Source organism: Streptomyces sp. NPDC056222, assembly GCF_042264065.1.
Lineage (GTDB): Bacteria > Actinomycetota > Actinomycetes > Streptomycetales > Streptomycetaceae > Streptomyces.
Window position 1 is genome coordinate 98,791 of sequence record NZ_JBHJTL010000011.1, and the last position, 22,317, is coordinate 121,107.

A 22,317-nucleotide genomic window follows, 5' to 3' on the forward strand; every position below is an offset into this window, starting at 1 on the left:
TCGTGCACGGAGCACAGCACAGACGCCGCGCAGACAGGCCGGCCGAGAAAGCTCCGCAGAAGGAGAGAAGCATGCGTCTCGCACGTCGCGGTCTGCCGGTCGCCCTGATCGTCGTCGCCCTCACCCTGTCCGCCCCCACCGCCCTGGCCGCCGAAGCGGACCCCGCCACTGGAGCCGCCGCCTCCTGGGATCCCGCCGCCGGAGCTGCCTCCGGGGATTCCGCCGCGGGAACTGCCTCCGGGGATTCCGCCACGGGAACCGCGTCCGCCGGGGATTCCGCCGCCGGAGCCGCCGGGGAAGCCACCGGAACCGTCCGGATCAACCCGCGCAAGGCGTTCCCCGGGAGCACCGTCACCGTCTCCACGACTGCCTGCGGCAAGGAGACCTACGGCAAGGGCGAGTCGGAGGTGGGTGGCAAGTTCCACCTCCTGCCGGGCGACCGGAAGGGCGTCCTGGTCGGCGAGTTCAAGGTGCCCGAGGACGCCGCCTCCGGTACGGACACCGTGACCCTCAAGTGCCCGCCGCGGATCAAGCAGACCGTCACGTACCACATCTCCGGCCGCCCGAACGGTGCCGTCGACGCCGGCTTCGGCTGGGCCGCCGGGGCCGAAGGGAACGGCGGGACCGGTGACCAGCTCGCACTGGGCGCCCTCCTGCTGGGTGGAGCACTGGCCGGCGGAGTGGCCCGGATGCGTCGGCGTTCGGCGGGCGCAGGGACCTCGGCCTGACGATACGTCCGCCCCGGCCCGTAGCCCCGGCCCCCGGCCCCCGTGAGGAGGCCGGGGGCCGCTGGGCTCCCGGCACCGAGCAAAGGCATCACGACCATGAGGAAAGGCTCTGGGCCGGAGACCACCGGCACGCCGCCGCGGCGCCCTCCTTCGTTCAGGACGCTCGCCTGGATCGCGCTCTTCGGATTCCTGCTGCTGGCCGGCGCGCTGCGTGACAACGACCCCCCGCAGCCCACGGCGACGCAGGCCGGATCGCCGCCCGGCGCACAGTCCGCTCCTCGAGCCTCCTCGAACGGCCCCGGCCCTCAGCCGCTGCCGGCATCGCCCCCGGTACGGATCCGGATCCCGGCCATCAAGGTCGATGCCTTTCTGACGCGCCTGGAGCTGGACGCCGAGGGAACCCTGCAACCGCCCCCCGTGACGACCCCTGCCCTGGCGGGCTGGTACGCCGACGGAACCACCCCCGGCTCGCCGGGGACGGCCGTCGTCGCAGGACACGTGGACACCCCCGCCGGCCCGGCCGTCTTCCACCAACTCGGCGCACTCAAGAAGGGGGCCGAGATCACGGTGGACCGCCAGGACGGCCGCACGGCCCTCTTCAAGGTCGACGCGGTGGAGGTCCACGCGAAGGACGACTTCCCCGACGACAGGGTCTACGCCGGCTCCGCCCGCCCCGAGCTGCGCTTGATCACCTGCGGCGGCAGCTGGTCCAGCAGCACCGGCTACCAGGCCAACACCGTCGTCTACGCGACGATGAGCGCGGTGAAGTAGCCCCGCACCGACGGCCCGTCGCCTCCGGCCGGCCGCCGCCCGTCGACGAGTCGAGCCCGCGGGCTGGGTTCTACGCCTCCTCGCTCGTTCCGCTGCCGCCGGGCCAGATCGCGATGGCGAGCAGGACCGCCGCCCAGATGCCGAGGGGCGCGACCGGCCAGTAGTACGTGAGCTCGCCCTTCCCCAGGCACCGCACCCCCCAAATGCCCGACATGATCACCAGGCCGCCGAGCCAGTAGCGCCACTCCGCGAGCCATTCGGCGCGGTCCTTGCGGTCCCGCTCCGCGCGGGTGGGCTTCACGGCGGGCAGATCGGCCGTCAGCGCGGCGAGTTCCGTGGCGGTCCGGGCCTCGATGGCGGTCGCGGCGCGCGCCGTGTGTTCCGACGGGTCGAGCCGGCCCTCGGCGAGGCCGGCCGCGAGGACGGCGAGCGTTCGGTCGCGGTCCTGGTCCGAGATCCGTACCTCAGGTATGGCCGGACGGCTCCGGTCGTCCATCATCGTTCTCCCCCTTCGTTTAGGATACGACTGTATCTCAAAGAGGGGGAGCGTGCCCGATGCCCAAGATCGTCGACCGGCAGGAGCAGCGCCGGCAGATCGGCGCAGCCCTGCTCCGACTTGCCGCCGAACAGGGTCTGGATCAGGTCAGCGTGCGGACCGTCGCCGCCGCCAGCGGCCGTTCCGCCGGTGCCGTGCAGAAGTACTTCCGTACGAAGGAGGACCTGCTCGTCCTTGCTGCCGAACTGGCCGGTGAGCGGGTCGAGGAGCGGATGGCCCTGGTGGACACGGACCTGCCCCTGCGGCAGGCGCTGCGGGAGCTGATCCTCACCACGCTCCCTCTCGACGAGGAGCGGCGCGCCGAGGCCGCGGCCCAGCTCGCGTTCGCCGTCCACGCGGCGCACCATCCTCGCCTCGCCGCCATCCGACGACAGGTCGACCACGACATCCGGCAGGCACTCGCGGCGTGGCTGGAGACCGCCGCGTGCCCCGAGCCGGCGGCGACCGCCGACGCCGTCATCGCACTCTCCGACGGCCTGGCCCTACGGATGCTGTACGCCCCCGAGGAGCACGCGCCCCTTCTTGCCGCCCTGGACCGCGCGCTCGACGCGCTGACACCCGTGGGTCGTCAGGCCGCTCCCGACACAGGCGTACCCGGAGGTGGACGACGCACCCGCCACCGCTGAACCCGGGCAGGGCCGAGCATGATTGGTACGCGTGTTCATGCCCGTGGCCCTGACCAGGTCACAGCGGGTAGGAGCGGATCCGCCGCACCGACGCTGTACGGCCGCCAGGCGATCGCCGCGGCCTGGCTGTCCTGGCTGCGCTTCCTGTCGGCGTACGGCGCAACCGGACGGCGAACCCTCCTGGCTTCGGGCGTCACTGCCGCCCGATCCCGGTCGCGGCAAGCCAGTCGACGAGCTCCCGCTGCACGGCCGCCCGCTGCTCCGCCGTGGCCGGGGCGGCGCTCACGAGGGCGACGTGCACGCCCTCCGGGGCGGCGGACAGGAGAACCCGGCGGGCGTTCGTGCCTCCGGGTTCGGGGGCGACGGCGATCGCGCCCGTGGTCCCGGGCCCGGTGGCCGTGCCGAGGTCCGAGACGACCGTGGTGGTGGCGGGATCGAAGCCGGCGGGGAGGTGCAGTTCCGTCGGGGCGGCGTCCGACCCGTTGCTCCGCCAGACCAGGACGCCGTACGGCCGCTCCGTACCGACGAGTCGCGCCGACTCCGGCATGAAGGAAGGAATCCAACTCCACGTCATCGTCCTGCCCGCGTCGCGTGAGCGGTCCTCGTAGAGGAACGCGAGCGTGCGTCCGGCGACCGCGCTCGGGTACAGCCGGTCGACGAGCCGCGCGTCCTGGCGGAGCACCGGTGCGCCGCTGTCGTCGAGGCGTACGGCGGACAGGTCCTCGTCGTTCCACGCGTCGCCCTCGGTGCGGATCTTCCGCGGGTTGTCGTTCATCGCCTCGCGATGGCGCCCGCTGTAGATGTCCCACTGCCACTGGTGCGCGGACAGGACGGGGCCGGCGGCGGCCGGGTTCCGCCACCAGGTGTCGCCGCCGAGTCCGCTGTCGAGTGCCTGGTACAGCCCCTTGAGGACCGACGGCGCCTTGTCCGACGAGGTGCCGGTCAGCGGATGGCCGAACTCGCTGACGACGGCGGGGGTGTCGAGGGCCGTGGAGCGGCCGCGTACGGCCTGGAAGTCCGCCGAGTACTCGCCGTCCTCGGCCTTGGTCAGGTCGAAGAACCCGGACATCCGCGCCTGGTCGTAGAAGTGCGTGTTGAAGACGTAGCGCGGCCCGAGCGAGCCCACCCCGGCCAGACCACCGGGCTGCTTCATGAAGGAGAGGTTGGAGTTCCAGAACATGTTCGGCTCGACGAGCGCGGGCTTGTTCCGCCAGCCCGCCATGTCCATGCGCGCCCGGAACTTCTCGTAGAACGGCCACAGCAGGCCCTTCTCCCAGCTGCTGCCGTCCTGCCCGTTCGCGTACTGCCCCGCGTAGGGCTCGTTGTACGGGTCGAAGCCGGCGACGCCCGCGAACTCCGGGGCCTCCAGATGCGTCGCGAGGTACGTCATGGTCGCCTGGGCGGTGTCGAGAAAGGCGTCCTGGATGCCGTTGCGGTTGGTCCAGAAGTCGCGCATGGCGTCCTTGACCGTCCGGTTCTGGGTGATGTTCTGACCCCAGTGGGCACAGATGCCGCAGAACTCGCGCGGATAGCCGCCCGCCTCGACGACCCAGCGCGGTGCGCCGTCGCCCGAGTACCAGCTGTCCTTGTCGAAGACGTACCGCGAGAAGAGGTCCTGGTGGAAGTCGGGGTACACGCGCAGCCCGACGGCGAGGAACTCCCGCATCTGAGCCGTCGCCCGGCTCAGGTACTCCTCGTCGACCGTGCCGCGCGTGGGTTCCGCCGCCGCCCATGACAGCAGGAACCGCACCGAGTTGGCCCCGCCCAGTTCGCGTACGGCCCGCGCGGCTCTGCGCGCGTCCTCGACACCGGAGAAGGGCAGCCCGCCGTTCTCGGCCAGCTTGGTCTCGCCGGACACGTTGAAGCCGCGCAGGACGACCTCGCGTCCGTACCCGTCGACGAAGCGGGTCCCGCTGACGGTCACTTCGGCAGCCCGCGCGTCGTACGGCACGGCTTCGGCGGCACGCGCCGGAGCTCCCGCGTACAGCGCGCAGGACGCGAGGGTCAGGAACGCGGCGCCCCACGCCCCTCGTCCGTACCGGTGCGACCGACGTAACCCATGGGTGGCCATGGACGTACTGTCACGCTCATCTGACGAACCGTCAAGAATGGGAGTCGGGCGTTCACCGCGCGTGAACGAGGAATTTCCTACCGACCGGTAGACATGGCGTCGCGCAGGCCTGAATCTAGTCGCGAACATGCCAAACCGTCGTGTTCGTCCCGGCGCGCCCCACCGGGCGTGCCTTCGTCCACAGGAGATCCCCCACATGCATCGCCATACCCTCGGTGTCAGAACGGCCCTGTCCGCCGCTGCGGCAGTCGGCATCCTGGTCGCGTCCCCGGCCACCGCCATGGCCGCACCCGCCGCGACCGCGCCCGCCTCGGCCCCGGTCTCCGTGACCGCCGCGTCCACCGGCGGGGTCGCCGACCTCGCCGGTGTCGACTACGGCACGTGGCGTCGCGACGTCAAGGCGGTCGTCGACTCCGCCCGGCCGTACATCGAGCAGCGCACCGCGAACGCCGACGGCGAGAAGCAGGCGATCGTCCTCGACATCGACAACACCTCGCTGGAGACGGACTTCCACTTCTTCCTGCACCTGCCGACCCCGGCCGTGCAGGACGTTCGCGACCTCGCCCGCTACGCCCACTCCCGAGGCGTGGCCGTCTTCTTCGTCACCGCACGCCCCGGCATCATCCACGCCCTCACCCAGTACAACCTGAAGGCCGAGGGTTACCCCGTCTCCGGGCTCTACGTACGCAGCCTGCCCGACCTCTTCGAAGAGGTCAGCACGTACAAGACCGCCAAGCGCGCCGAGATCGAGGCCCGCGGCTACACGATCATCGCCAACATCGGAAACCGCCCCACCGACTTCGTCGGCGGTCACGCCGAGCGGACGTTCAAGCTGCCGGACTACGACGGCAAGCTCTCCTGACCGTGCCGCCGCGGTGCGCCCCGGACCTGCCTGCTCGCACGGGTGCGGTCCGGGGCGTTCCCGTTCCCGGGATCACAGCGTCCGCCCGGCCGTGCCCGCTACCGGCCCATTGCGCAGCCTCACCGGCGGCCCCTGCGGTGGCGTCGTCATCCACACAGTCCGGCACCGGCGTCGACCCCGACACGGTGACGAGTCCCGCCCGGAGCGGTGGTCAGACGGTGGTGAAGAGGTCCTCGGGCACATCGTCGAGGACGAAACCGCTGTCGAGGCGGACGCGGACCGTCACACGGTCCTTCTCCTGCTCGTAGGCCTGCCACGCCGGCACCAACGAGGCGATCTGCTCCTCGAGTCGGCCTCTGCTCTCCGGGGGCATCTGGTGGCCGAAGTCGTCGAGGAGCGACGTGAGCCTGAGGTACTCGCGGACCTCGTGGCCCTGTTCCCTCACGTGGGAGTCGACCCGTTCGACGGTTCCCTCGATCCCCGCCCCGAGGGACAGAGAACCGGCGATGGCGGCCCCGCCCGCGGGCGAGTCCTCGGCAGGGGTCACCGTGCCGGTCAGCCTCAGCTCGGCCGCCAGCCGCACCCGGCCGCCCTCATTCAGCGTCATCGATCGTTCATCGCTCCTGGTCGGTCGGGCCGCGACCCCGTACGCCCGAGGCGGCCCGGGTCCTGCCATTAGGCCACAACGGCGCGGCGAGCCGCTCACCGCCCGGGACTCGCGGGCGTTTCGTCCGATACTCGCCGTCATGACCGCTCAGCCTGACGCCGTGTCCGCTCCGCCCCCGGACTCCTCCGGCGAGTCCGAACGGCATGCCTCATGGCTGGAACTCTTCTTCGACCTGATCGCCGTCGCCGGCGTCGCTCAACTGGCGCACCTGCTGCACGGCGCACCCGGCCACGCCGACCTCGCCCTCTACTGCGTGCTCTACCTGGCCTTCTGGACCGCGTGGATGTGTTTCACGACGTACGGGAACGTGGCCGCCGACAAGGTGCACACCCGCACCGTGCTCATCGGCATGTTCGGGCTCGCGGTGATGGCCGCGGCCGTACCGGAGATCCGCTCGGACCACGCGGCCGCCTTCGCCCTGGCCTACGTCCTCGTCCGCCTGCTCGCCTCACAGGTGTGGCAGGGGCGCGGCGAGGTCCCGGCGGACTGGCCGATGGCGCAGCTCTCGGCGGGCGTCGTGCCGTGGCTCGTCTCGGTGTGGGCCGAGGAGCCCGTCCGGTACTGGCTGTGGGCAGCCGGGCTCGTCATCGATCTGGGCCTCACCTTCGCCCGGTCGAAGAACCAGGTCATGGCACGGCTCCAGGGGGAATGGGAGGAGCGGGACCGGCGCCACGGGCCGACCGCCGCCATCCCGAGGGCCGCCCGGTTCGACCCACGCCATCTGGACGAGCGACTCGGCCTGTTCACCCTGATCGTGCTCGGCGAAGGCATTGCCCAGGGTGTGGACGCGGCCTCCGAGGCCGAGTGGGACGCGGAGCTGTGCAGCCTGGCCGTGGGTTCCTTCGTCCTGCTCCTCGCGCTGTGGGCGCTGGCGGTACGCCGGTCGAGCGGGGTGCCCCTGCTCGGTTTCGGAGTGCTGGCGCCCCGCTTCTCGCTGCCACTGCACTGCGTGGCGACGGGAGCCCTCGCGTCCCTGGCCGCCGCGCTCGGCGCGGCGGTGGAGCACGCGGAGGACAGCCTCCCGCTCGGGATGCGCTGGCTGATGTGCGGTGCCATCGCCGTGTTCCTGGCCGTCGGTCTCCTCGCCGGCGCGCTGTCGGGGCGGGGTGCCCGGTGGATCGTGGCGGTCGGCCTGCCCATGGTCGCGGCGCCGTTGCTCCTCGCCTTCTTCGCCGAACAGTGGGCGCCCGCGACCCTCGTGTGGGCGCTCGTTCTGGTGGCGCGCTGGAACTGGATCTACGAGAAGCGCTTCGCCTGAGACCCGCCCCCCAGAAGTACGACATTCGCGACGTGCGCAGGAGCGCGAACGCGGGGATGTCCGCCGAACTCCGGGTGTCGAGGGGCGGGGCACCGGGTGACGGCCGGTGCCCCATCGAGGCGTCGTGTCGCGGTGGCCTGCGCCGATCGGTTCCGCGCTCGGTCAGAGGGCCTGGAAGGAGCCCGCCGACCGTGGTGGGAAGCCGTCGAGGTCGTCGGTCTCGGCTGCGACGGTGTGCCCGAGCAGGTGAAGCGGACCCGCTTCGACGCCGAGCGCCTCCATGCCGCGCCAGTGTGCCAGGGCCAGCTCGGCGTCCACCAGGCCGTGGACCAGCGGGAGTTCCGGGTGTGCCGCGTGGAGCAGGGACTCCAGTCGGCATGAGGCGATCGTGCCGGGAAGCCATGTCTGCGCCGCGTACCCCGCCGCCGCGGCCGGCGGCAGCCACGGAGCCGTCCGGCGCTCGACGGACCCGACGGACAACAGGCCGCCGCCGACCATCAGGACATCGCGCCGCTCCCGCATGCGGGCCAGGGCCGCGGTCGTGTCGAAGCAGTGCGGGAACGAGTCGTCGACGACGATCGCGCCTGCCCGCAGCCTCGACACGTCGAGCACCGTGCCGCCGCCGCTCACGGCGGTGACCAGGAGATCGGCTTCGTACACGGCGCCCGGCAGCGTCGGACCTGACTCGTGGACCTCCACGTTCCGGGCCAGACCGCGGGCGACCAGGTCCTTCTCCAGGCTCCGCAGCCGTGGCGCGCTGCCCGCGACGTCGCACAGGAGCAGCCGGTCGGGCGGCTCGGGCGAGAGCGTCAGGAGCAGCTCGAGGGACGAGCTGCCGATGGACCCCAGGCCGGCCACGGCGACGACGAGGTCGCCGAGTTCACGGCCCGTCCGGGCGAGCGCGGCGTGGACGGTCTTCACCACGGACACGGAGGTGGCCGCGTGCCCGGTCGTGAGGGCCGGCGCCGTCGGGGTGTCGGTGTCCGTCTCGCGCAGGACACCGAAGCCGTACGCCGTGAGGGACGGGATCATGCCCGCGAGCGAGACGCAGCGCGCGCCGAGCGACGACGCGTGCTCGACCGCTCGGGCCGTGCGGGCTGCGAGGTCGGACGTCGACGCGAGTTCGTCGGCGAACAGCGGAAGGCAGATGAATCCGGAGCGACCGAAAGGCGTGCTGATCTCCTCCACGAGTCGCGGCCGTCCTTCGGGGAAGAGCCGCCGACGGAGCTGTTCGCGCGACGCCGTAGCCACCGGTCCGCCGGGCGAGGCGAGCGCGGCGAGCCGACCGGGTGCAGGGAGGTAGCCGATGAGCGCGGAGTCCAGGACGCCGACGGCGTGCGACGGCTCCGGCTCCGCTCCCCGCTCGACCCCCGTTGCGCGGGTGCGTGTCGCCGTCGCCCGTACACCATCCGCTGCCGCGCTCATCGCGCTCCGCAGCGCGCCGGTGAACCGGGCGAAGGCCGACTCGTCCGGGAAGGCGGCGGTGGACGCGCGCAGCGTCACCCGCAGCTCTCCTTCACCGACCGGCCGCACCGCCAGGAACGTGTCCGTACCCACGGGAGGCGGCGCCAGGACGGCGTCCGCATCGTCCCACCTCACGCGCAGCGTGTCGCCGTTCAGTGGACCGAGGGCCGAGAAGTCCAGGAAGGTGAAGAAGAACTGGGCGGCCGGCGGCAGCCCGCCGCTCCTCGGGGGAGTGTGCGCCCCCTGGACGCGGGCCGCCTCGACCTCGTCCACCACCGCGCGCAGATCCTCGGCGAACGTGCGCTCCGCCTTCCCCGGACCGGGCGGCGGGCCCGGCCGCAGCGGTACGGCAGCGGCGTACGGGCCGAACACGAGGTGAGCGTCGGGCTGAGCGTCGTCGTCGCGGCCGGAGACGGCAAGACCGAGGATCAGATCCTCCTGCCCGGTCGCGGCGGCCAGTGTCCGGTAGTACGCGGTGAGGACCGGGGCGAAGAGCGTCGTGCCCGCCGCGGTGGCCATCCGGCGCAGCGCGGCGACGCGGTCCGCCCCCACGGTGAATCCGGCTGAGTGGTACGGATGGGCCGCAGGGTCTCTGACCGGCGTCCCGGTTCCGGCGGGACCCCCGAGGACCGGGCGCCGATACGCCGCGTCGAGTCGTGCCCTGACGGTGCCGTCGGACGACGCCGCGCGCTCCCGCAGGGCTACGTGGTCGCGGAAGGTTCCGCGCAGCGGCGGGAGTTCGGCGGGCTCGCCCCGTACGACACGGTCGTAGAAGGCGAGCAGCTCCCGGCCCAGCAGTGCCACGCTGTAGCCGTCGCCGATCAGATGGTGGGCGTGGACGACGAGCGCGTGCTCGTCCGGCCCGAGGGTGAGCAGCCGCAGTCGCAACAGCGGCCACGCCCAGGGCTCGAAGCGGCGCTCCCGTTCCTCGGCGATCCGTGATGCGAGGAGCCCCGGTTCGGCAAGGGTCTCGAAGTCGACCGGAAGCCGCAGGGCGGGCGGAAGTTCCTGCTGAACGGCGGGGCGCGCGCCGGCCGGGAACACGGTCCGCAGCATCGGGTGGCGTACGACGCAGGCGTCCACGGCCCGCTGGAACGCCTCGGGTCGCAGCGGTCCTTCGACCCGCAGACAGGCGAGCCATGCCGTGTGGGTCCCGGGTGCCATGGCCTCCGCAAGGAGGAATCCGCGCTGGGAGGGAGCGAGGGGGAACGGGGAGGGGCCGTGCGTGTGCACGTCGTCGCGGCCGAGCCGGTCCCCGGTGTGCGCCGGCTCGTCGACGGATCCGTCGGCGGCGGCGCTGTCGATCGCCGCGGCGAGGGCGGCCAGGGTGCGGTGGTCGTACACGACCGTGGGCCTGGGCAGGGCCGGGATCTCCTCCCGCAGCCGAGCGAACACCTGGAGGACGAGCAGGGAGTCGCCGCCCAAGGCGAAGAAGTCGTCCTCGCGCCGGATCACCTCGCTGTCGAGCAGCTCGGACCAGACACGGGCCAGCAGGACTTCGGTCGGTGTCACCGGGAGCGATCCCGGCGCGTCGACAGGCATCTCGGGACCGGTGGCCGGCGCGGACGCGGTGAGCCCGGCGCGGTCGATCTTCCCGGTCCCGGTCAGGGGGAGTTGGTCGACGAGGTGAATCCGGGCCGGGAGCATGTAATCCGGAAGCGTCCGTGCCAGATGGGCACGCAGAGCCGTGGAATCCGGCGTCGCGAGGCCCGGCCGGCACTGGACGAAGGCACTCAGGCGCTCGGCATGGTGGACAACGGCCGTTCGGGCGACCGCCGGATGCGTCAGCAGCACCGACTCGATCTCGCCCGGTTCCACCCGGTGTCCACGGATCTTCACCTGGTCGTCGAGCCGTCCGAGGAACTCGAGAACGCCGTCCCCGTCGCGCCGCACACGGTCGCCGCTGCGGTACCAGCGGCGGCCGTCGCGCTCGGTGAACACGGCGGCGGTCAGTCCCGGTTCGTGCAGATAGCCGGGGGTGAGCCCCACGCCGGCGATGAGCAGCTCGCCGGGCTCGCCGGGTGCGCAGCGCCGTCCGTCCGCCGCCACCACGTCGACCTCCGTGCCGGTGAGCGGCGCGCCGATGGGCAGCGTCCGTACGTCGTCGGCGGGGCGGCTGTCGACGATGTGGAACGTGGCGTTGATGGTGGCCTCGGTGGGCCCGTACAGATTGGCGATCCGGTGCACGGGCCCGAACAGGTCGTACCAGCGGCGCACATGGGCGGGTGGGAGCGCCTCACCGCCGACGTGGATCCAGCGCAGCGCCGACAGATCCGGCGCCGACGCACCGTCCCGTATCCGCGTCTCGGCCGCTTCGAGGAGCCGGGACCACAGGCTCGGAACCGAGCTCCACACCGATATCCGCGCCCGCTCGACCCGGTCGAGCAGTGCCTCCGGGTCCCGGAGCAGCTGCCGGGGCACGGTGACCACCGTGGCCCCGACAAGGAGCGGCGCGAGGAGCTGGCGTACCGACGCGTCGAAGCACAGCGACGCCGTCTGCGCGAGCCGGTCGCCTTCGCCGTACCCGAACGTGGCCAGCGCCCAGTCGAGGTAGTTGGTCATCGACCGACGGGTGATCGGCACCGCCTTGGGCCGCCCGGTGGAGCCGGAGGTGAAGATCACGTACGCGATGGAGTCGGGGCTCGGCGCCGGAACCTCGGCACCGTCGGACCACGGTTCGGCGGGAGCGGACGGCGGGTCGTCGACCGTGACCGGCGTGATGCCCGCGGCGGCGGCGAGCTCCGTCGCCGACGCGCGGGTCGCCGCATGGCAGACGAGAGCGCGGGTACGGGACCGCTCCAGCTGGTCGGCCAGGCGCGCCGGGGGATGGGCGGCGTCCAGCGGTACCCATCCCGCACCGGCGCGCAGGATGCCGACCACACCGACGACGGTGTCGCCGCCGGGCTCGGTCAGAAGTCCCACCAGCTCGCCCGGGCCGACGCCGTGGGCGCGCAGCCTGGAGGCGAGAGCACCGGATGCCCGGTCCAGTTCCGCGTAGGTCAGGACGTCACCGTCGCCTGATTCGACGGCCACGGCGTCCGGCGTCGCCCTGAACTGCGCGCGGAGGCGGGCGACGATGTCCGTGCGGACGTCCGACGGCTCGCGGGCGGGGACGGGCATCGGCCCGACAGGGACCGGTACCGCGGCGGCGGTCTCGGCCGGCCCGGCGACCGCCATGGGCTTCGCGGCCTCGGCGAGCTCGGCCAGGTGCTCGTCGGCCAGCCGGGCGATCGTGGTCCGGTCGAACAGCCGCGCCGGAAAGTTCCACGAGAAGGACAGCGCCCCGTCGGACTCCCAGCACAGCAGACCGAGCCGGGTGGCGGCGGAGGCCGTACCGGCGGAGGTCGGGCGGACCTCCACCGGGCAGTCGGGGTCGAGGGCGACCGGGAACCGCGCGAAGCTGAACGACGCGGGCGACGCGGTACGGGGTCCCGCACCGTCCGCCGGCAGGAGCCGGGCGAGATCCAGGCTGGTCAGCCGGCCGTGCCGCTCGGCCTCGGGCCACGCGTCGCGCAGCCGTACGGCGAGCGCGTGCACCGAGTCGTCCGGGCCGACGTGGACAGGGACGGGAAGGGTGTCGGCCAGCGGTCCGACGAGCCGGTCGATGCCGGGCAGTCTGGTCTCGCGGCGGGCCCGCGCGACATTGACGGACACGTCCTCCCGGCCGCCGCCCCACCGGGACAGACAGCGCGCGTAGGCCGCGAGCAGCAGATGGAACAGGGACACATCGTGTGCCGCGGCCACCTCGCGCAGCGCGGCCGACAGGTCGGGACCGGGCGCCACCTGGTGGGCGAGGAGCGGGGGTTCGGGGAGGCCCGACGGATCGCCGTCGTACGGCAGCGCGAGCGGCTCGCCCCTGCGGGCGAGTACCTCACGCCAGTACGCCCGGTCCTCGGCGAGGGCGGGCTCCGACCGTTCCGCCTGCTGGTGTGCGGTGTAGGTGGCGAAGTCCGCGGTGAGCGGCGGGAGTTGATGCGGGCGGCCCTGGGACAGGGCTGTGTAGAGCACCCAGAGTTCCTCACCGAGGACGTTCAGGCTGAAGCCGTCGGCGGCGGCGTGATGCACCACGAGTACGAGACGGGCGGAGTCCGCTTCCCCGGTACGGGCGAGCACCGCGCGGGCGGGAGCCTCGGCGGCCAGGTCGAACGGACGGTTGCACAAGGCCTCTTCGAGCTGCCCGAGCTCCTCCTCGACGGAGCCGATGCCGGGCAGATCACGGACCTCGTACCAGTCGGGTATCCGGTCGTGGCCGGGCGGCACGGTTGCTTGCGTGGGCGCCGCCTGCCCGGGATGGATCCGCAGGCGGAGCATCGGGTGGCGCTCGGCGAGCAGCCCGAACGCCGCACCGAGCAGATCGGCGTCGAGGGGGCCGCGGACGTCCTGCGTCACATACCCGTAGGCGGCGACGTCCGGGTACAACCCACCCTGGGTGTGGAAGGCGAGCTGGACCGGCGTCAGGGAGAAGGGGACGCCGTCGTCGGCCGGCCGGGAGGCGGCCGCACTCGCCGCGTGGGCGAGGGAGGGACCTTCGGAGCCGAGTTGGTGCGCGAGTTCGCCCAGGGTCCGGTGCTCGAAGAAGAGCGTGATGGGCAGGGATCGATCGAGCTCCTTCTCCAGCCGCTTGACGAGATCGACGGCCATGAGCGAGTCCAGCCCCAGGCCGAGCAGCGGTACGTCGTCACCGAGCTCGGCCGGGGGCACCTGGAGCGCCTCGGACAGCAGCTGCCGCAGGACCCCCGACAGACCGGTCGTGTCCTCGGGGCGTACTCCACTCGTCGTGGCAGCCGAGGAGGGGGGCCGGACGTTCGGACGCGTGGGTACGGCGACGGAGGCCGGGGTGCGGCGGGCGGTAGCGGTCCCCAGGTCGGCGACCATCAGCTGGGCGGCGTCGATTCCGCAGGCGTCGTGCAGGGCCTGAAGCGCCACGCCGGTCGCCGGCGAAGCGGGTTCGGTCGGGCCTCCCGCGCCGCCGCGAGGTTCCGGTCCCGCGAGCAGTCTCGTCCCCGCGAGGAGTCCCGTGTCGGCGAACGCCCCGAAGTTGACCGACAGCCACGGCCGGCCGGCCACGCGTTCGGCGGCGGCGAAGGCGTCGAGGTAGGCGTTGGCGGCGGCGTAGTCGCCGATCGCCCCCGCCAGGCCCGGCAGCACCGAGGCGACCGAGGAGAATGCCACGCACAGGTCGGGGCGCAGGCCGTGTTCGCGGAGTCCGCGCGCGAGCAGAGCGGTGCCGCGCGTCTTGGCGGCCAGCACCTCGGCCACCTCTTCGGGCGTCTTGGCCCGCAGAGTGCCGGGGCGCACCACCCCGGCCGCGTGGACCAGCACGTCGAGACGCGGCAGCCCGGCGAGCAGCGCGTCGACGTCGGCCTCGCGGGAGACATCGGCGGCGCGGTACTCCACGGTGGCCCCGAGCGCCCGGAGTTCGGCGAGCAGCCCGGCGGGCGGCGCGGTCGAGCGACCGGTCAGCACCAGGGTCGGCCGACCCCGTACCGCGAGATCACGGGCCAGCGCGCCACCGACCCCTCCTGCGCCCCCGGTGATCAGATACACGCCGTCGGCAGGCAGCGCTGCCGCCCGCGACACGGCTTCCGCGGCGACCGGCACGGCCGTCCGGCCGAGGCGTCGCCCGGCGCGCCAGGCGATGGCGGACGCCGCCCGGCCCCCACTACCGGCCAGCGGCAGAGGACGCGCGGCGAGTTCGCGGTCGAGCGCGTCGAGGCGCGCCTCGACCTCGTCCAGTGAGGACAGGTCGACGCTGTGGGCCGCGACACCGGGCAACTCCTCGGGCAGTGCCAGAGTCAGCCCCGTCAGGACCGCCTGCGCGGGGCGCGGACGTTCCGGCCCGGCACCGGTGACATGGACGTCCTCGGTGACGACGAGCACGCGCGGGCGGTGGTGCGCGAGTCGCGGCAGCAGGTCCTGGAGTTCGGACACCATGGCGCGGTGCGCCGCGTCGAGCGCGGTGGCGGAGTCCGGCTCCACCGCCGGACCCGCGAGCAGCACGGCTGCCGTAGGGGCCGGTGCGCCGTCGGGCAGTGGGTCCCCGGCCCGCCGGACCGTGACGCCCCGCCCCGTCAACCGTGCCGTGAACGCGCGGGCGAGCGGCGAGTCCGGGCCGGCGAGGAGGACGGTACGCGGCCCGGCACCGGCGGTCGGCGGGACGTCGCCCCACACGAACCGGTGCAGCAGCGGCCGAGGCCGGGGAGCGGTGGCAGGCCAGTAGCGGCGCCGCTGGAAGGGGTACGTCGGTACGGTGATCCGGGCCCGGCCTGCGTCCATGGCCGTACGGTCCAGCGGCACACCCCGCTGCCAGAGCCGGCCCACGGTCTCGAGCAGCCCCCGCGCACCGTCCCCGTCCCGGTTCCCGGCGGCGAGCACGAGCGCCCCCGCTCCGCGTGGGTGCGCCGCCGCGACGGCACGTACGGAGCCGCCCAGAGAGTCGGCGCCGAGCTCGACGAACGTGTCGTACCCGTCGCCGAGCAGTCGGTCCACGGCCGCGCCGAAGCGGACCGGCTGCCGCGCGTGGTTCCGCAGATACGCGGGGTCCAGGACCGGCTGCCACGCGGCGCTGACCGTACTGATCAGCGGAGTCGCCGACGGCCGGAGCGCGAGGGCTTCGGCAGCTTCGGCGAGCGGGCCGAGTGCCGGATCCATCATGGGCGAGTGGAACGCCCGGGTGACCCCGAGCCGGCGTGCCGCGATCCCGCGGGTGGACAGCTCGGCGACCGCTCGCTCGACGGCGGCCTCTGTCCCGGCCAGGACGACCTGGCGGGGACCGTTGACCGCGGCCACACTCAGCGCGCCCTGCGCGTCGGCCACCAGGGCGGTGGCCGTCTCCTCGTCGCAGCGGGCCGCCGCCATGGCGCCGGGGGCGCACAACTCCGCCATCAGCCGACCGCGTTCGGCGGCGAACCGTACGGCGTCGGCGAGCGAGAGCGTCCCGGAGACGCAGGCGGCGGCGATCTCGCCGACGCTGTGCCCGGCGACCGCGTCCGGCGTGATCCCCCACGCCCGTACCTGGCGGGCGAGCGCGACCCCGTGGGCGACGAGGAGCGGCTGGGCGATGTCGGTTCCGGCGAGCGCGTCGGGCGACACGTCGTGGTCGAGGCACCAGGCGGCGAGACTGCGTCCGCGGATCACGCCGGCGTGGTCGGACGCCTCGTCGAGCGCTTCCCGGAAGGCGGGCGCGTCCGCGTACAGGGCGCGGGCCCGACCCTGCGGGCGCACGCCCTGCCCGGGAAGGAGGAGGACGAGACGTGCCCGGGAGCGCACGGCGGCGCCGATCGGCGTCTCAGTGTGACGCCTGATCCCGTCTCGAACCGCGATGTCACGTATGTGGTCGTGGCGTACGGCGCTGTCGCGCGAAGCGTCGTCGCGTACGGCATCGTTGCGAATGGCGTCGTCGCGTACGGCGTCGTCGCGTACGGCGTCGAGCCGGGCGGCGAGATCGCCCTCGGCGACGACGGCGAGCCGGTCGGGTCCCTCGTCACGGGCCGAGGCGACGGCGGCGCAGACATCGCCCTCGTCGAGACCGGGGTGGTCGCGCAGATGGTCCGCGAGAGCGGCGGCCGCGGCGCGCAGCCCGTCCGCCCCGTGGGCCGACAGCGTCAGCAGCCGTGGACCGCCCGACGACCGCGTCCGATTCTTCTCGGGCCGGGCGGGTGCCTCCTCCAGCACGGCATGGGCGTTGGTGCCGCCGAACCCGAACGCGTTGACTCCCGCGACCAGCGGGCCGGGCGCCTCCCAGTCCCGTACCTCGTCCACCAGGGCAAAACCGGAACCGGCCAGGTCGAGCGTCGGCGCGGGCGCCGTACGGAGCGGGGACGGCGGCAGCTGCCGCCGGCCGAGCGCGAGGACCACCTTCACCAGGCTCGGCATGCCGGCGGCGTTGAGCAGATGCCCGACGTTGGTCTTGACCGAGCCGAGCAGCCGGAGCTGCCCGTCGGCGCGCGGCGGGAAGGCGTGCGCGAGCGAGCGCACCTCGACGGGGTCCCCGATCGGCGTACCCGTGCCGTGTGCCTCCACGTACGACACGCTCTCGGGGGTGACCCCGGCGTCTCGGTACGTCTGCGTGATGACCTCACGCTGCGTCAGGGGATTGGGCGCCATCAGGCTCAGCGAGCGGCCGTCGTTGTTCACGGCCGTGCCACGGAGGATCGCCAGGACCGGATCGCCGGCCCGCTCCGCGTCGTCGAGACGGGTCAGGACGAGCGCCGCGCCGCCCTCCCCGGGGACGAATCCGTCGGCCGCCTCGCCGAACGTGTGACAGCGGCCGGTCGGGGACAGCGCCTGTGCCTTCTCGAGGAGCGTGTACCCGGTCGGCGTCAGATTGAGGTGGACGCCGCCGACGACCGCGACGTCGCACTCGCCGTCCTGGAGGCTGCGGCGCGCCAGGTGCAGCGCGACCAGCGCCGAGGAGCACGCGGTGTCGACCGCGAGCGCGGGCCCGGTCAGGTCCAGACAGTGCGCGACGCGGGCGGCGAGCATGTTGGGGAGGTTCCCGGTCAGCGCTGCCACCGGCAACTCGCCCTCGCCGTCCGCCTGTTCGAGTACCTTGCGGTAGCCGCTGTCACCGGCTGCGACGAACACACCCACCCGACGGCCGTGCCGACGGGGGCCCGCGTAGCCGGCCCGTTCCAGGGCCTCGTGCGCGAGCTCCAGGAGGATCCGCGCCTGGGGATCGGTCGCCAGTGCCTCCTCCTCCCCGATGCCGAAGAACGCCGCGTCGAAACCGGCCGGCTCGTCGAGGAACGCGCCCCACCGGGCGTGGCCGTCCGACGGGTGTCCCCACCGTCCGTCCGGTACGCCGGTGACGGCGTCGTAGCCTTCGACGAGCCGCTCCCAGAACACCTCCGGGGTGTCGGCACCGGGAAAGCGGCAGGCGAGACCGGATACGGCGACCACGGGCCCGGCGCCATGGAACGGCTCCGGCCGCGCCGCGGAGGAGCGGGGCGCGTCCGTCGGCGGGCGGTGCGGCGGGGAGTCCACCGCGGTGTCCGCGGTGAGGATCAGCCCGGCGAGCGCGGCCACCGTGGCGTGGTCGCGTATGTCGGACGGACGCAGCCGTACGCCGAACTCGTCCTCCAGGGCGGCCAGTACCTCCATGGCCTTGAGCGACGAGCCGCCGAGCGCACGGAAGTCGTCGTGCGGCGTGATCTCCTGCACCGGCAGCCCGAGCGCCCGGGCCCAGACCCGGACCACGCCGGCCTCGACGTCCCGACGGGAGCGTGGCGCGGGCGACGGCGGTACGTCGTTCCGCCGCGCGTCGGCCGGCACCCCCGCTGCGTTCCGGGCCCGCGGGCCCGGTGCATTCCCGGCCTGTGCGGCCGGCGTGAGTTCGGCTCCGACGCTCGCCGCGTCCCCGGCCCGTGCGGCGGGTGTGTCCCCGGCCCGCACGTCCGACGCGTCCCGGGCCCGCACGGTGAGGGCGTCCTCGGTGGGCACGCCTGCCGCGACCCCGGTCCGTACGCTCCCCACCCCGTCGGCCGGCTCCTCAGCCGCCGGAGACCCGCCCCGTTGTCCCGGCAGGGACGTGGCACCCGCCCCTGGCAGGGACCCGCCCCCCACCACCCCGACAGCCCCGCGCCCCGCGATCTCCGGATGCTCGCCGCCCTCGAAACGCTCCCGCAGCACACCGCGTCGCACCTTCCCGCTGGTCGTGCGCGGGAACGCCCGTACGGGCATGGCCAACACCCGTACGTCGTCGTGCCCCAGAGCCGCGCGGACCCGCGCCCCGACCTCGCGCAGCAGTTCGGAGGTCACGGCGGCAAGGGGTGGCGCGGGCGCGAGGAAGACGACCACCCGCTCGCCGTCGCCCGCCGGATCGGTGGAGCCCACGACCGCGACCGGGCACCGCCCGAGACCGGGCGTGCCCGCGGCGACCTCTTCGAGATCCGCCGCGTGGAACGTGCGCCCGTCGACGAAGACGACGTCCTTGGACCGACCGGTCACGCAGAGCCGTCCCTCGTGCAGGAATCCCATGTCGCCGGTGCGCAGCCACCCGTCGACGAACACGTCCGCCGTCGCCTCCGGAGCACGGTGATAGCCACGGGCCACCTGCGGCCCCCGGACCTCGATGTGGCCGACCCGCCGTTCCTCGACGGCCTCGCCCCCGCCGTCGGTGATCCGCACGGCGCACCCGTGCACGGGGCTGCCCACGTCCATCAGTTCGACCGCGTCCGGGCCGGGCACCGCGTCCACGGCCCGCCCCCGACTGAGCGCGGCGCGGTCCAGGACGAGCGGTCGCGCCACCTCGCCGGGTGGCGGGAAGGTCACGGCGAGCGTGGCCTCGGCGAGGCCGTACACGGGCTGTGGCGCACTCGCCGCGAGCCCCGTGCGCCGCATCCGCCGGAGGAAGGCCCGCCACACGGTAGGGGAGATCGGCTCCGCGCCGACCAGGACCATCCGTACCCGCGTCAGGTCGAGACGCGCGAGAGCGTCGTCGGGCACGCGCCGTTCTACGAGGGCCAGGGCGAAGTTGGCGGCCGAGAGCAGCGTCGCCCGGTGCCGTGCCGCCGCCTCCAGCCACCGTGCGGGCCGCTTGGCGAACGTCAGAGGCTCGAGCCGGACCTGCTTGATCCCTGCCGACAGCGGGACGAGGTGCGTGCCGATCAGCCCCATGTCGTGGAAGTACGGCATCCAGGTGGCCAGCACGTCCTCGGAGGCGATGCCGGCAGCTGCGCGGATCTGGGCCAGATTGGCCAGGACGGCCGCGTGGGTGAGTTCGACTCCCTGGGGAGCCCGCGTACTGCCCGAGGAGAACTGCAGGAACGCCACGTCGTCAGGGGTCCGCTCCGGCAGCCGACGCGGCGCGGGGTGGTCCCGCAGCCCGTCGAGCGTCAGGGAGCGCACGGGGTGGGGCAGGGCGTCGAGCAGCGGCGCGGTGGATGGGCCGACCGCCACCGGCGGCCGGTCGAGGAACTCCCAGACGGGCAGTACCCGCCGTACGTCCGGAGCGAGCGGCACCGGTACGAGTCCGGCGGCGACGGCGCCCCAGAAGAGCGGCAGGAACTCCTCGCTCCGATCGGCGGGCAGCACCACATGGCTTCCCGGGGCGAGACCCGCGTCGAGGAACCCTCCGGCGACACACAGGGAGTCGGAGAGCAGCGCGCGATGGGTGACGAACCGTTCGCCGCCGTCCCCGTGGACATGGACGATCCCCTGGTCGGGCGCGGCCTCGGCCGCTCCGGTCAGCACGTCCAGCAGCACCGTTCCGCTGTTTCCCCGCATCAACGCCCCCGTGGATCTCCCCAGCTGCGGGCCGCCTCACGGTGCGCGCGAGAGCGACCGCCCCCCGGTCCGTTCCGGTCTGGTCTGCCGTAATGATGACTGATCTTCGTTTCGCACTCGGAGGGGCCCGGCGGTGACTCCCTCCCCGCGCCGCGTCGGGCCGAACCGGACGCCGGACGCGCCAGGACCGCGGGGCGGCAACGCCCCGCGGTCCTGGTCTCGGGCCCGGCCGCCGGGGAGGAGGAGGCGGCCGGGGGAGCGGCCCCGTGAGGGGAGCGGGACCGCTCGATGGCTCAATGGTTCAGCAGCACCGGCTCAGCAGTACTGGCGCAGTGTCACCCGGCCGGCGCGACGGCTCCGGGGCGTCGACGTTCCGGCAGCGATCCGGCGATCCGGCGACCGAGTGGGGCCACCGGCGGCTGTCGACACGAGCAGCGGGAGCGCGAGCGCGGCAGCGGCCGGGGCGGCGAGCAGGGAACGGCGGATGGGCATGAAGCCTCCGATGGCCTCGGACGAGGGAATGACAGAACCCTCGCAATCGAAACCGGCACGGGCAACACGTCCCCAGGTTCTTTGCGCAAGATCTGAGGTTCCCCTTCGGTAACAAGGGAGTTCGAGTGCGCGGGCCCGGAGGTGACACGGGCCCCCGCGCCCGTGACGCACGAGGATCACCGATCGCGGGACGGCGCGGTCCGCGTTACGACAGGTCCCGGAGCGCCGTGCACGCGGCCCAGGCGTCGAGGAGCGGCGGGGTCACCGAGCGCCGTCGGCCCGGTCCGTGGGTGACCGCGTACCGTACGGCCGCCGGGCCGGCCTCCGGGAAGGCCGAGCGCAGGAGCGCGACCGTACCCGTGACGAAGGGCGCGGCGGCGCTCGTACCACTCAGGACCAGGAGGCGGCCGTCGAGTCCGAGCCCCGGGATGCGGTCGCCGGGGGCGCCGACCCCGTGGCGGCCGATGGACACGCCCCGGTTGGACTGAGGCATGGGGTGCCCGGCGCGGTCGTACGCGGTGACCGGGATGACCCACGGATGGTCGGTGAGTACGGAGGAGCCCACCCTGCCCTGGTTCCCGGCGGAGACCACGACGATCACGCCCCGGTCGGCCGCGTGGTCGAGGGCCGCCTCCAGGGCGTGGTCGCGGACACCGGAGGGTGCGGGCTGAGCCATGCTGAGGTTCAGGACATGGGCCCCCGCGTCGACGGTCTCCGTGATCGCCTCGGCCAGCTCTCCCGTCCGTACGCCCGACAGGCAGGTCGCCGGGCCGCCGTCGGTGGGCCGATCCGCGAAGAGGGGCCTGGAGAGCAGGGTGCAGCCGGGGCAGACGCCGCCGCTCCCGGCGATGATCCCGGCGACGGCCGTGCCGTGTGCGCAGCACACGTCGGCGCCGCGGCAGGCTCCCGCACCGGCGGGCGGGCGCAGTTCCCGGACCGGGCGGCCCGCGAACGCGGGGTGGTCCAGGGCGACGCGGCCGTCGATCAGACCGACCACGACCGACGACCGGCCGGAGGTGTGCGCCATGAGCGGCTTGAGACCGACCAGGTCCAAGGGGTCCATGGGCACCCCTCTCTCCCCTGCCCACCGGGGTGCGCGAGCGGCCTACGGGATCAGAGGCCCTTCGCCCAGGTCAACGGCATGTCTCCATGCACTGGTCGAAGCACTCGAACCACTCGGGCGAGCCCCACGGGTGGTTGTTGTTGCAGTCGGCACGGCATTCCATCGTGCAGTACGACTCCAGCTGCGGGAAGAACCGGTCGCCCTGTGGTCCCGAGACGTCGCCCCGCGTTTCCGGGACGGGGCGCGCGCTCTCGAGTTCGCGCTCGAATCCGGGGATGCGCATCGGACGTCACCCCTTCTCCTTGGGTAGCGGCTGCCGGGCGGTCACCACGTTTCCGAGCACAACCTGTCCACGCAACGCTGCACGCACTGACTGTAGTGGGGTGCGCCCTTGCACTTGTGGCGGCAGACCGGGCGCAGCTCCTCCTCGCAGGTGATGAACTGAGGGTGGAGCAGGTCACCGGTGGGCACGCCGCGTGCCGGCGGCTCGACGGCGAATCCAGGGATACGCATGGCCGTTCGTCTCCTTCTCT

13 protein-coding genes are annotated in these 22,317 nt (G+C 73.5%); 5 read left to right on the forward strand and 8 right to left on the reverse strand.

The features are described from left to right. The first annotated feature begins 71 nt into the window (after positions 1-71). Together ACFC0D_RS08320 and ACFC0D_RS08325 are read left to right on the forward strand one after the other, a co-directional pair. Positions 72-728 carry a sortase gene (locus ACFC0D_RS08320; protein ID WP_376432410.1) on the forward strand — a complete coding sequence of 219 codons (657 nt, stop codon included), beginning with the start codon at positions 72-74 and terminating at the stop codon, positions 726-728. A gap of 96 nt (positions 729-824) precedes the next feature. Then, entirely contained in the window at positions 825-1,499 is a 675-nt protein-coding gene (locus ACFC0D_RS08325; protein ID WP_376432412.1) for a class F sortase, read from the forward strand. 70 nt (positions 1,500-1,569) lie between these two features. Here ACFC0D_RS08325 and ACFC0D_RS08330 read toward each other — a convergent pair whose 3' ends face one another. After that, positions 1,570-1,998 (reverse strand): DUF1707 domain-containing protein, encoded by a 429-nt coding sequence (locus ACFC0D_RS08330; protein ID WP_376432415.1) that lies wholly within the window; start codon positions 1,996-1,998, stop codon positions 1,570-1,572. A gap of 56 nt (positions 1,999-2,054) precedes the next feature. On the opposite strand from ACFC0D_RS08330, the gene ACFC0D_RS08335 reads away from it, so the two are divergent. After that, complete coding sequence (locus ACFC0D_RS08335) at positions 2,055-2,681, forward strand: TetR/AcrR family transcriptional regulator (RefSeq protein ID WP_376432417.1); 627 nt, start codon at positions 2,055-2,057, stop codon at positions 2,679-2,681. 193 nt (positions 2,682-2,874) lie between these two features. On the opposite strand, the gene ACFC0D_RS08340 is transcribed toward ACFC0D_RS08335, so the two are convergent. Next, entirely contained in the window at positions 2,875-4,752 is a 1,878-nt protein-coding gene (locus tag ACFC0D_RS08340; protein ID WP_376432419.1) for an endoglycosylceramidase, read from the reverse strand. Positions 4,753-4,948: 196 nt separating this feature from the next. Here ACFC0D_RS08340 and ACFC0D_RS08345 point away from each other — a divergent pair, with 196 nt between their 5' ends. After that, a complete protein-coding gene (locus ACFC0D_RS08345; protein ID WP_376432422.1) occupies positions 4,949-5,614 on the forward strand; it encodes an HAD family acid phosphatase in 666 nt (221 codons plus the stop codon). Between the two features lie 211 nt (positions 5,615-5,825). On the opposite strand, the gene ACFC0D_RS08350 is transcribed toward ACFC0D_RS08345, so the two are convergent. Beyond that, positions 5,826-6,221: a hypothetical protein gene (locus ACFC0D_RS08350; RefSeq protein WP_376432425.1), complete on the reverse strand. Its 396-nt coding sequence runs from the start codon at positions 6,219-6,221 to the stop codon at positions 5,826-5,828. Positions 6,222-6,360: 139 nt separating this feature from the next. On the opposite strand from ACFC0D_RS08350, the gene ACFC0D_RS08355 reads away from it, so the two are divergent. Next, positions 6,361-7,539, forward strand: a complete 1,179-nt coding sequence (locus ACFC0D_RS08355) for a low temperature requirement protein A (protein ID WP_376432427.1) — start codon at positions 6,361-6,363, stop codon at positions 7,537-7,539. Between the two features lie 162 nt (positions 7,540-7,701). On the opposite strand, the gene ACFC0D_RS08360 is transcribed toward ACFC0D_RS08355, so the two are convergent. From ACFC0D_RS08360 to ACFC0D_RS08380, 5 genes are all read right to left on the reverse strand, one after another. Then, the gene (locus ACFC0D_RS08360) at positions 7,702-20,229 is read right to left on the reverse strand and encodes an amino acid adenylation domain-containing protein (RefSeq protein WP_376432430.1); all 12,528 of its coding nucleotides are present in this window, start codon (positions 20,227-20,229) and stop codon (positions 7,702-7,704) included. A gap of 315 nt (positions 20,230-20,544) precedes the next feature. Then, positions 20,545-20,721: a hypothetical protein gene (locus ACFC0D_RS08365; protein WP_376432432.1), complete on the reverse strand. Its 177-nt coding sequence runs from the start codon at positions 20,719-20,721 to the stop codon at positions 20,545-20,547. Between the two features lie 205 nt (positions 20,722-20,926). Further along, positions 20,927-21,784, reverse strand: coding sequence for a S8 family serine peptidase (locus ACFC0D_RS08370; protein ID WP_376432434.1), 858 nt, complete (start codon positions 21,782-21,784; stop codon positions 20,927-20,929). Positions 21,785-21,854: 70 nt separating this feature from the next. After that, complete coding sequence (locus tag ACFC0D_RS08375; protein WP_376432436.1) at positions 21,855-22,067, reverse strand: hypothetical protein; 213 nt, start codon at positions 22,065-22,067, stop codon at positions 21,855-21,857. Between the two features lie 41 nt (positions 22,068-22,108). Further along, positions 22,109-22,297 (reverse strand): hypothetical protein, encoded by a 189-nt coding sequence (locus ACFC0D_RS08380; RefSeq protein WP_376432438.1) that lies wholly within the window; start codon positions 22,295-22,297, stop codon positions 22,109-22,111. Positions 22,298-22,317 lie beyond the last annotated feature (20 nt).

What these genes read in the sequence shown, in the direction of transcription:
- ACFC0D_RS08380 (WP_376432438.1), bottom strand. Translation starts at nt 22,297, where the DNA reads ATGCGTATCCCTGGATTCGCCGTCGAGCCGCCGGCACGCGGCGTGCCC.
- ACFC0D_RS08360 (WP_376432430.1), bottom strand. Translation starts at nt 20,229, where the DNA reads ATGCGGGGAAACAGCGGAACGGTGCTGCTGGACGTGCTGACCGGAGCG.
- ACFC0D_RS08370 (WP_376432434.1), bottom strand. Translation starts at nt 21,784, where the DNA reads ATGGACCCCTTGGACCTGGTCGGTCTCAAGCCGCTCATGGCGCACACC.
- ACFC0D_RS08355 (WP_376432427.1), top strand. Translation starts at nt 6,361, where the DNA reads ATGACCGCTCAGCCTGACGCCGTGTCCGCTCCGCCCCCGGACTCCTCC.
- ACFC0D_RS08365 (WP_376432432.1), bottom strand. Translation starts at nt 20,721, where the DNA reads ATGCCCATCCGCCGTTCCCTGCTCGCCGCCCCGGCCGCTGCCGCGCTC.
- ACFC0D_RS08330 (WP_376432415.1), bottom strand. Translation starts at nt 1,998, where the DNA reads ATGATGGACGACCGGAGCCGTCCGGCCATACCTGAGGTACGGATCTCG.
- ACFC0D_RS08350 (WP_376432425.1), bottom strand. Translation starts at nt 6,221, where the DNA reads ATGACGCTGAATGAGGGCGGCCGGGTGCGGCTGGCGGCCGAGCTGAGG.
- ACFC0D_RS08340 (WP_376432419.1), bottom strand. Translation starts at nt 4,752, where the DNA reads ATGGCCACCCATGGGTTACGTCGGTCGCACCGGTACGGACGAGGGGCG.
- ACFC0D_RS08345 (WP_376432422.1), top strand. Translation starts at nt 4,949, where the DNA reads ATGCATCGCCATACCCTCGGTGTCAGAACGGCCCTGTCCGCCGCTGCG.
- ACFC0D_RS08320 (WP_376432410.1), top strand. Translation starts at nt 72, where the DNA reads ATGCGTCTCGCACGTCGCGGTCTGCCGGTCGCCCTGATCGTCGTCGCC.
- ACFC0D_RS08335 (WP_376432417.1), top strand. Translation starts at nt 2,055, where the DNA reads ATGCCCAAGATCGTCGACCGGCAGGAGCAGCGCCGGCAGATCGGCGCA.
- ACFC0D_RS08375 (WP_376432436.1), bottom strand. Translation starts at nt 22,067, where the DNA reads ATGCGCATCCCCGGATTCGAGCGCGAACTCGAGAGCGCGCGCCCCGTC.
- ACFC0D_RS08325 (WP_376432412.1), top strand. Translation starts at nt 825, where the DNA reads ATGAGGAAAGGCTCTGGGCCGGAGACCACCGGCACGCCGCCGCGGCGC.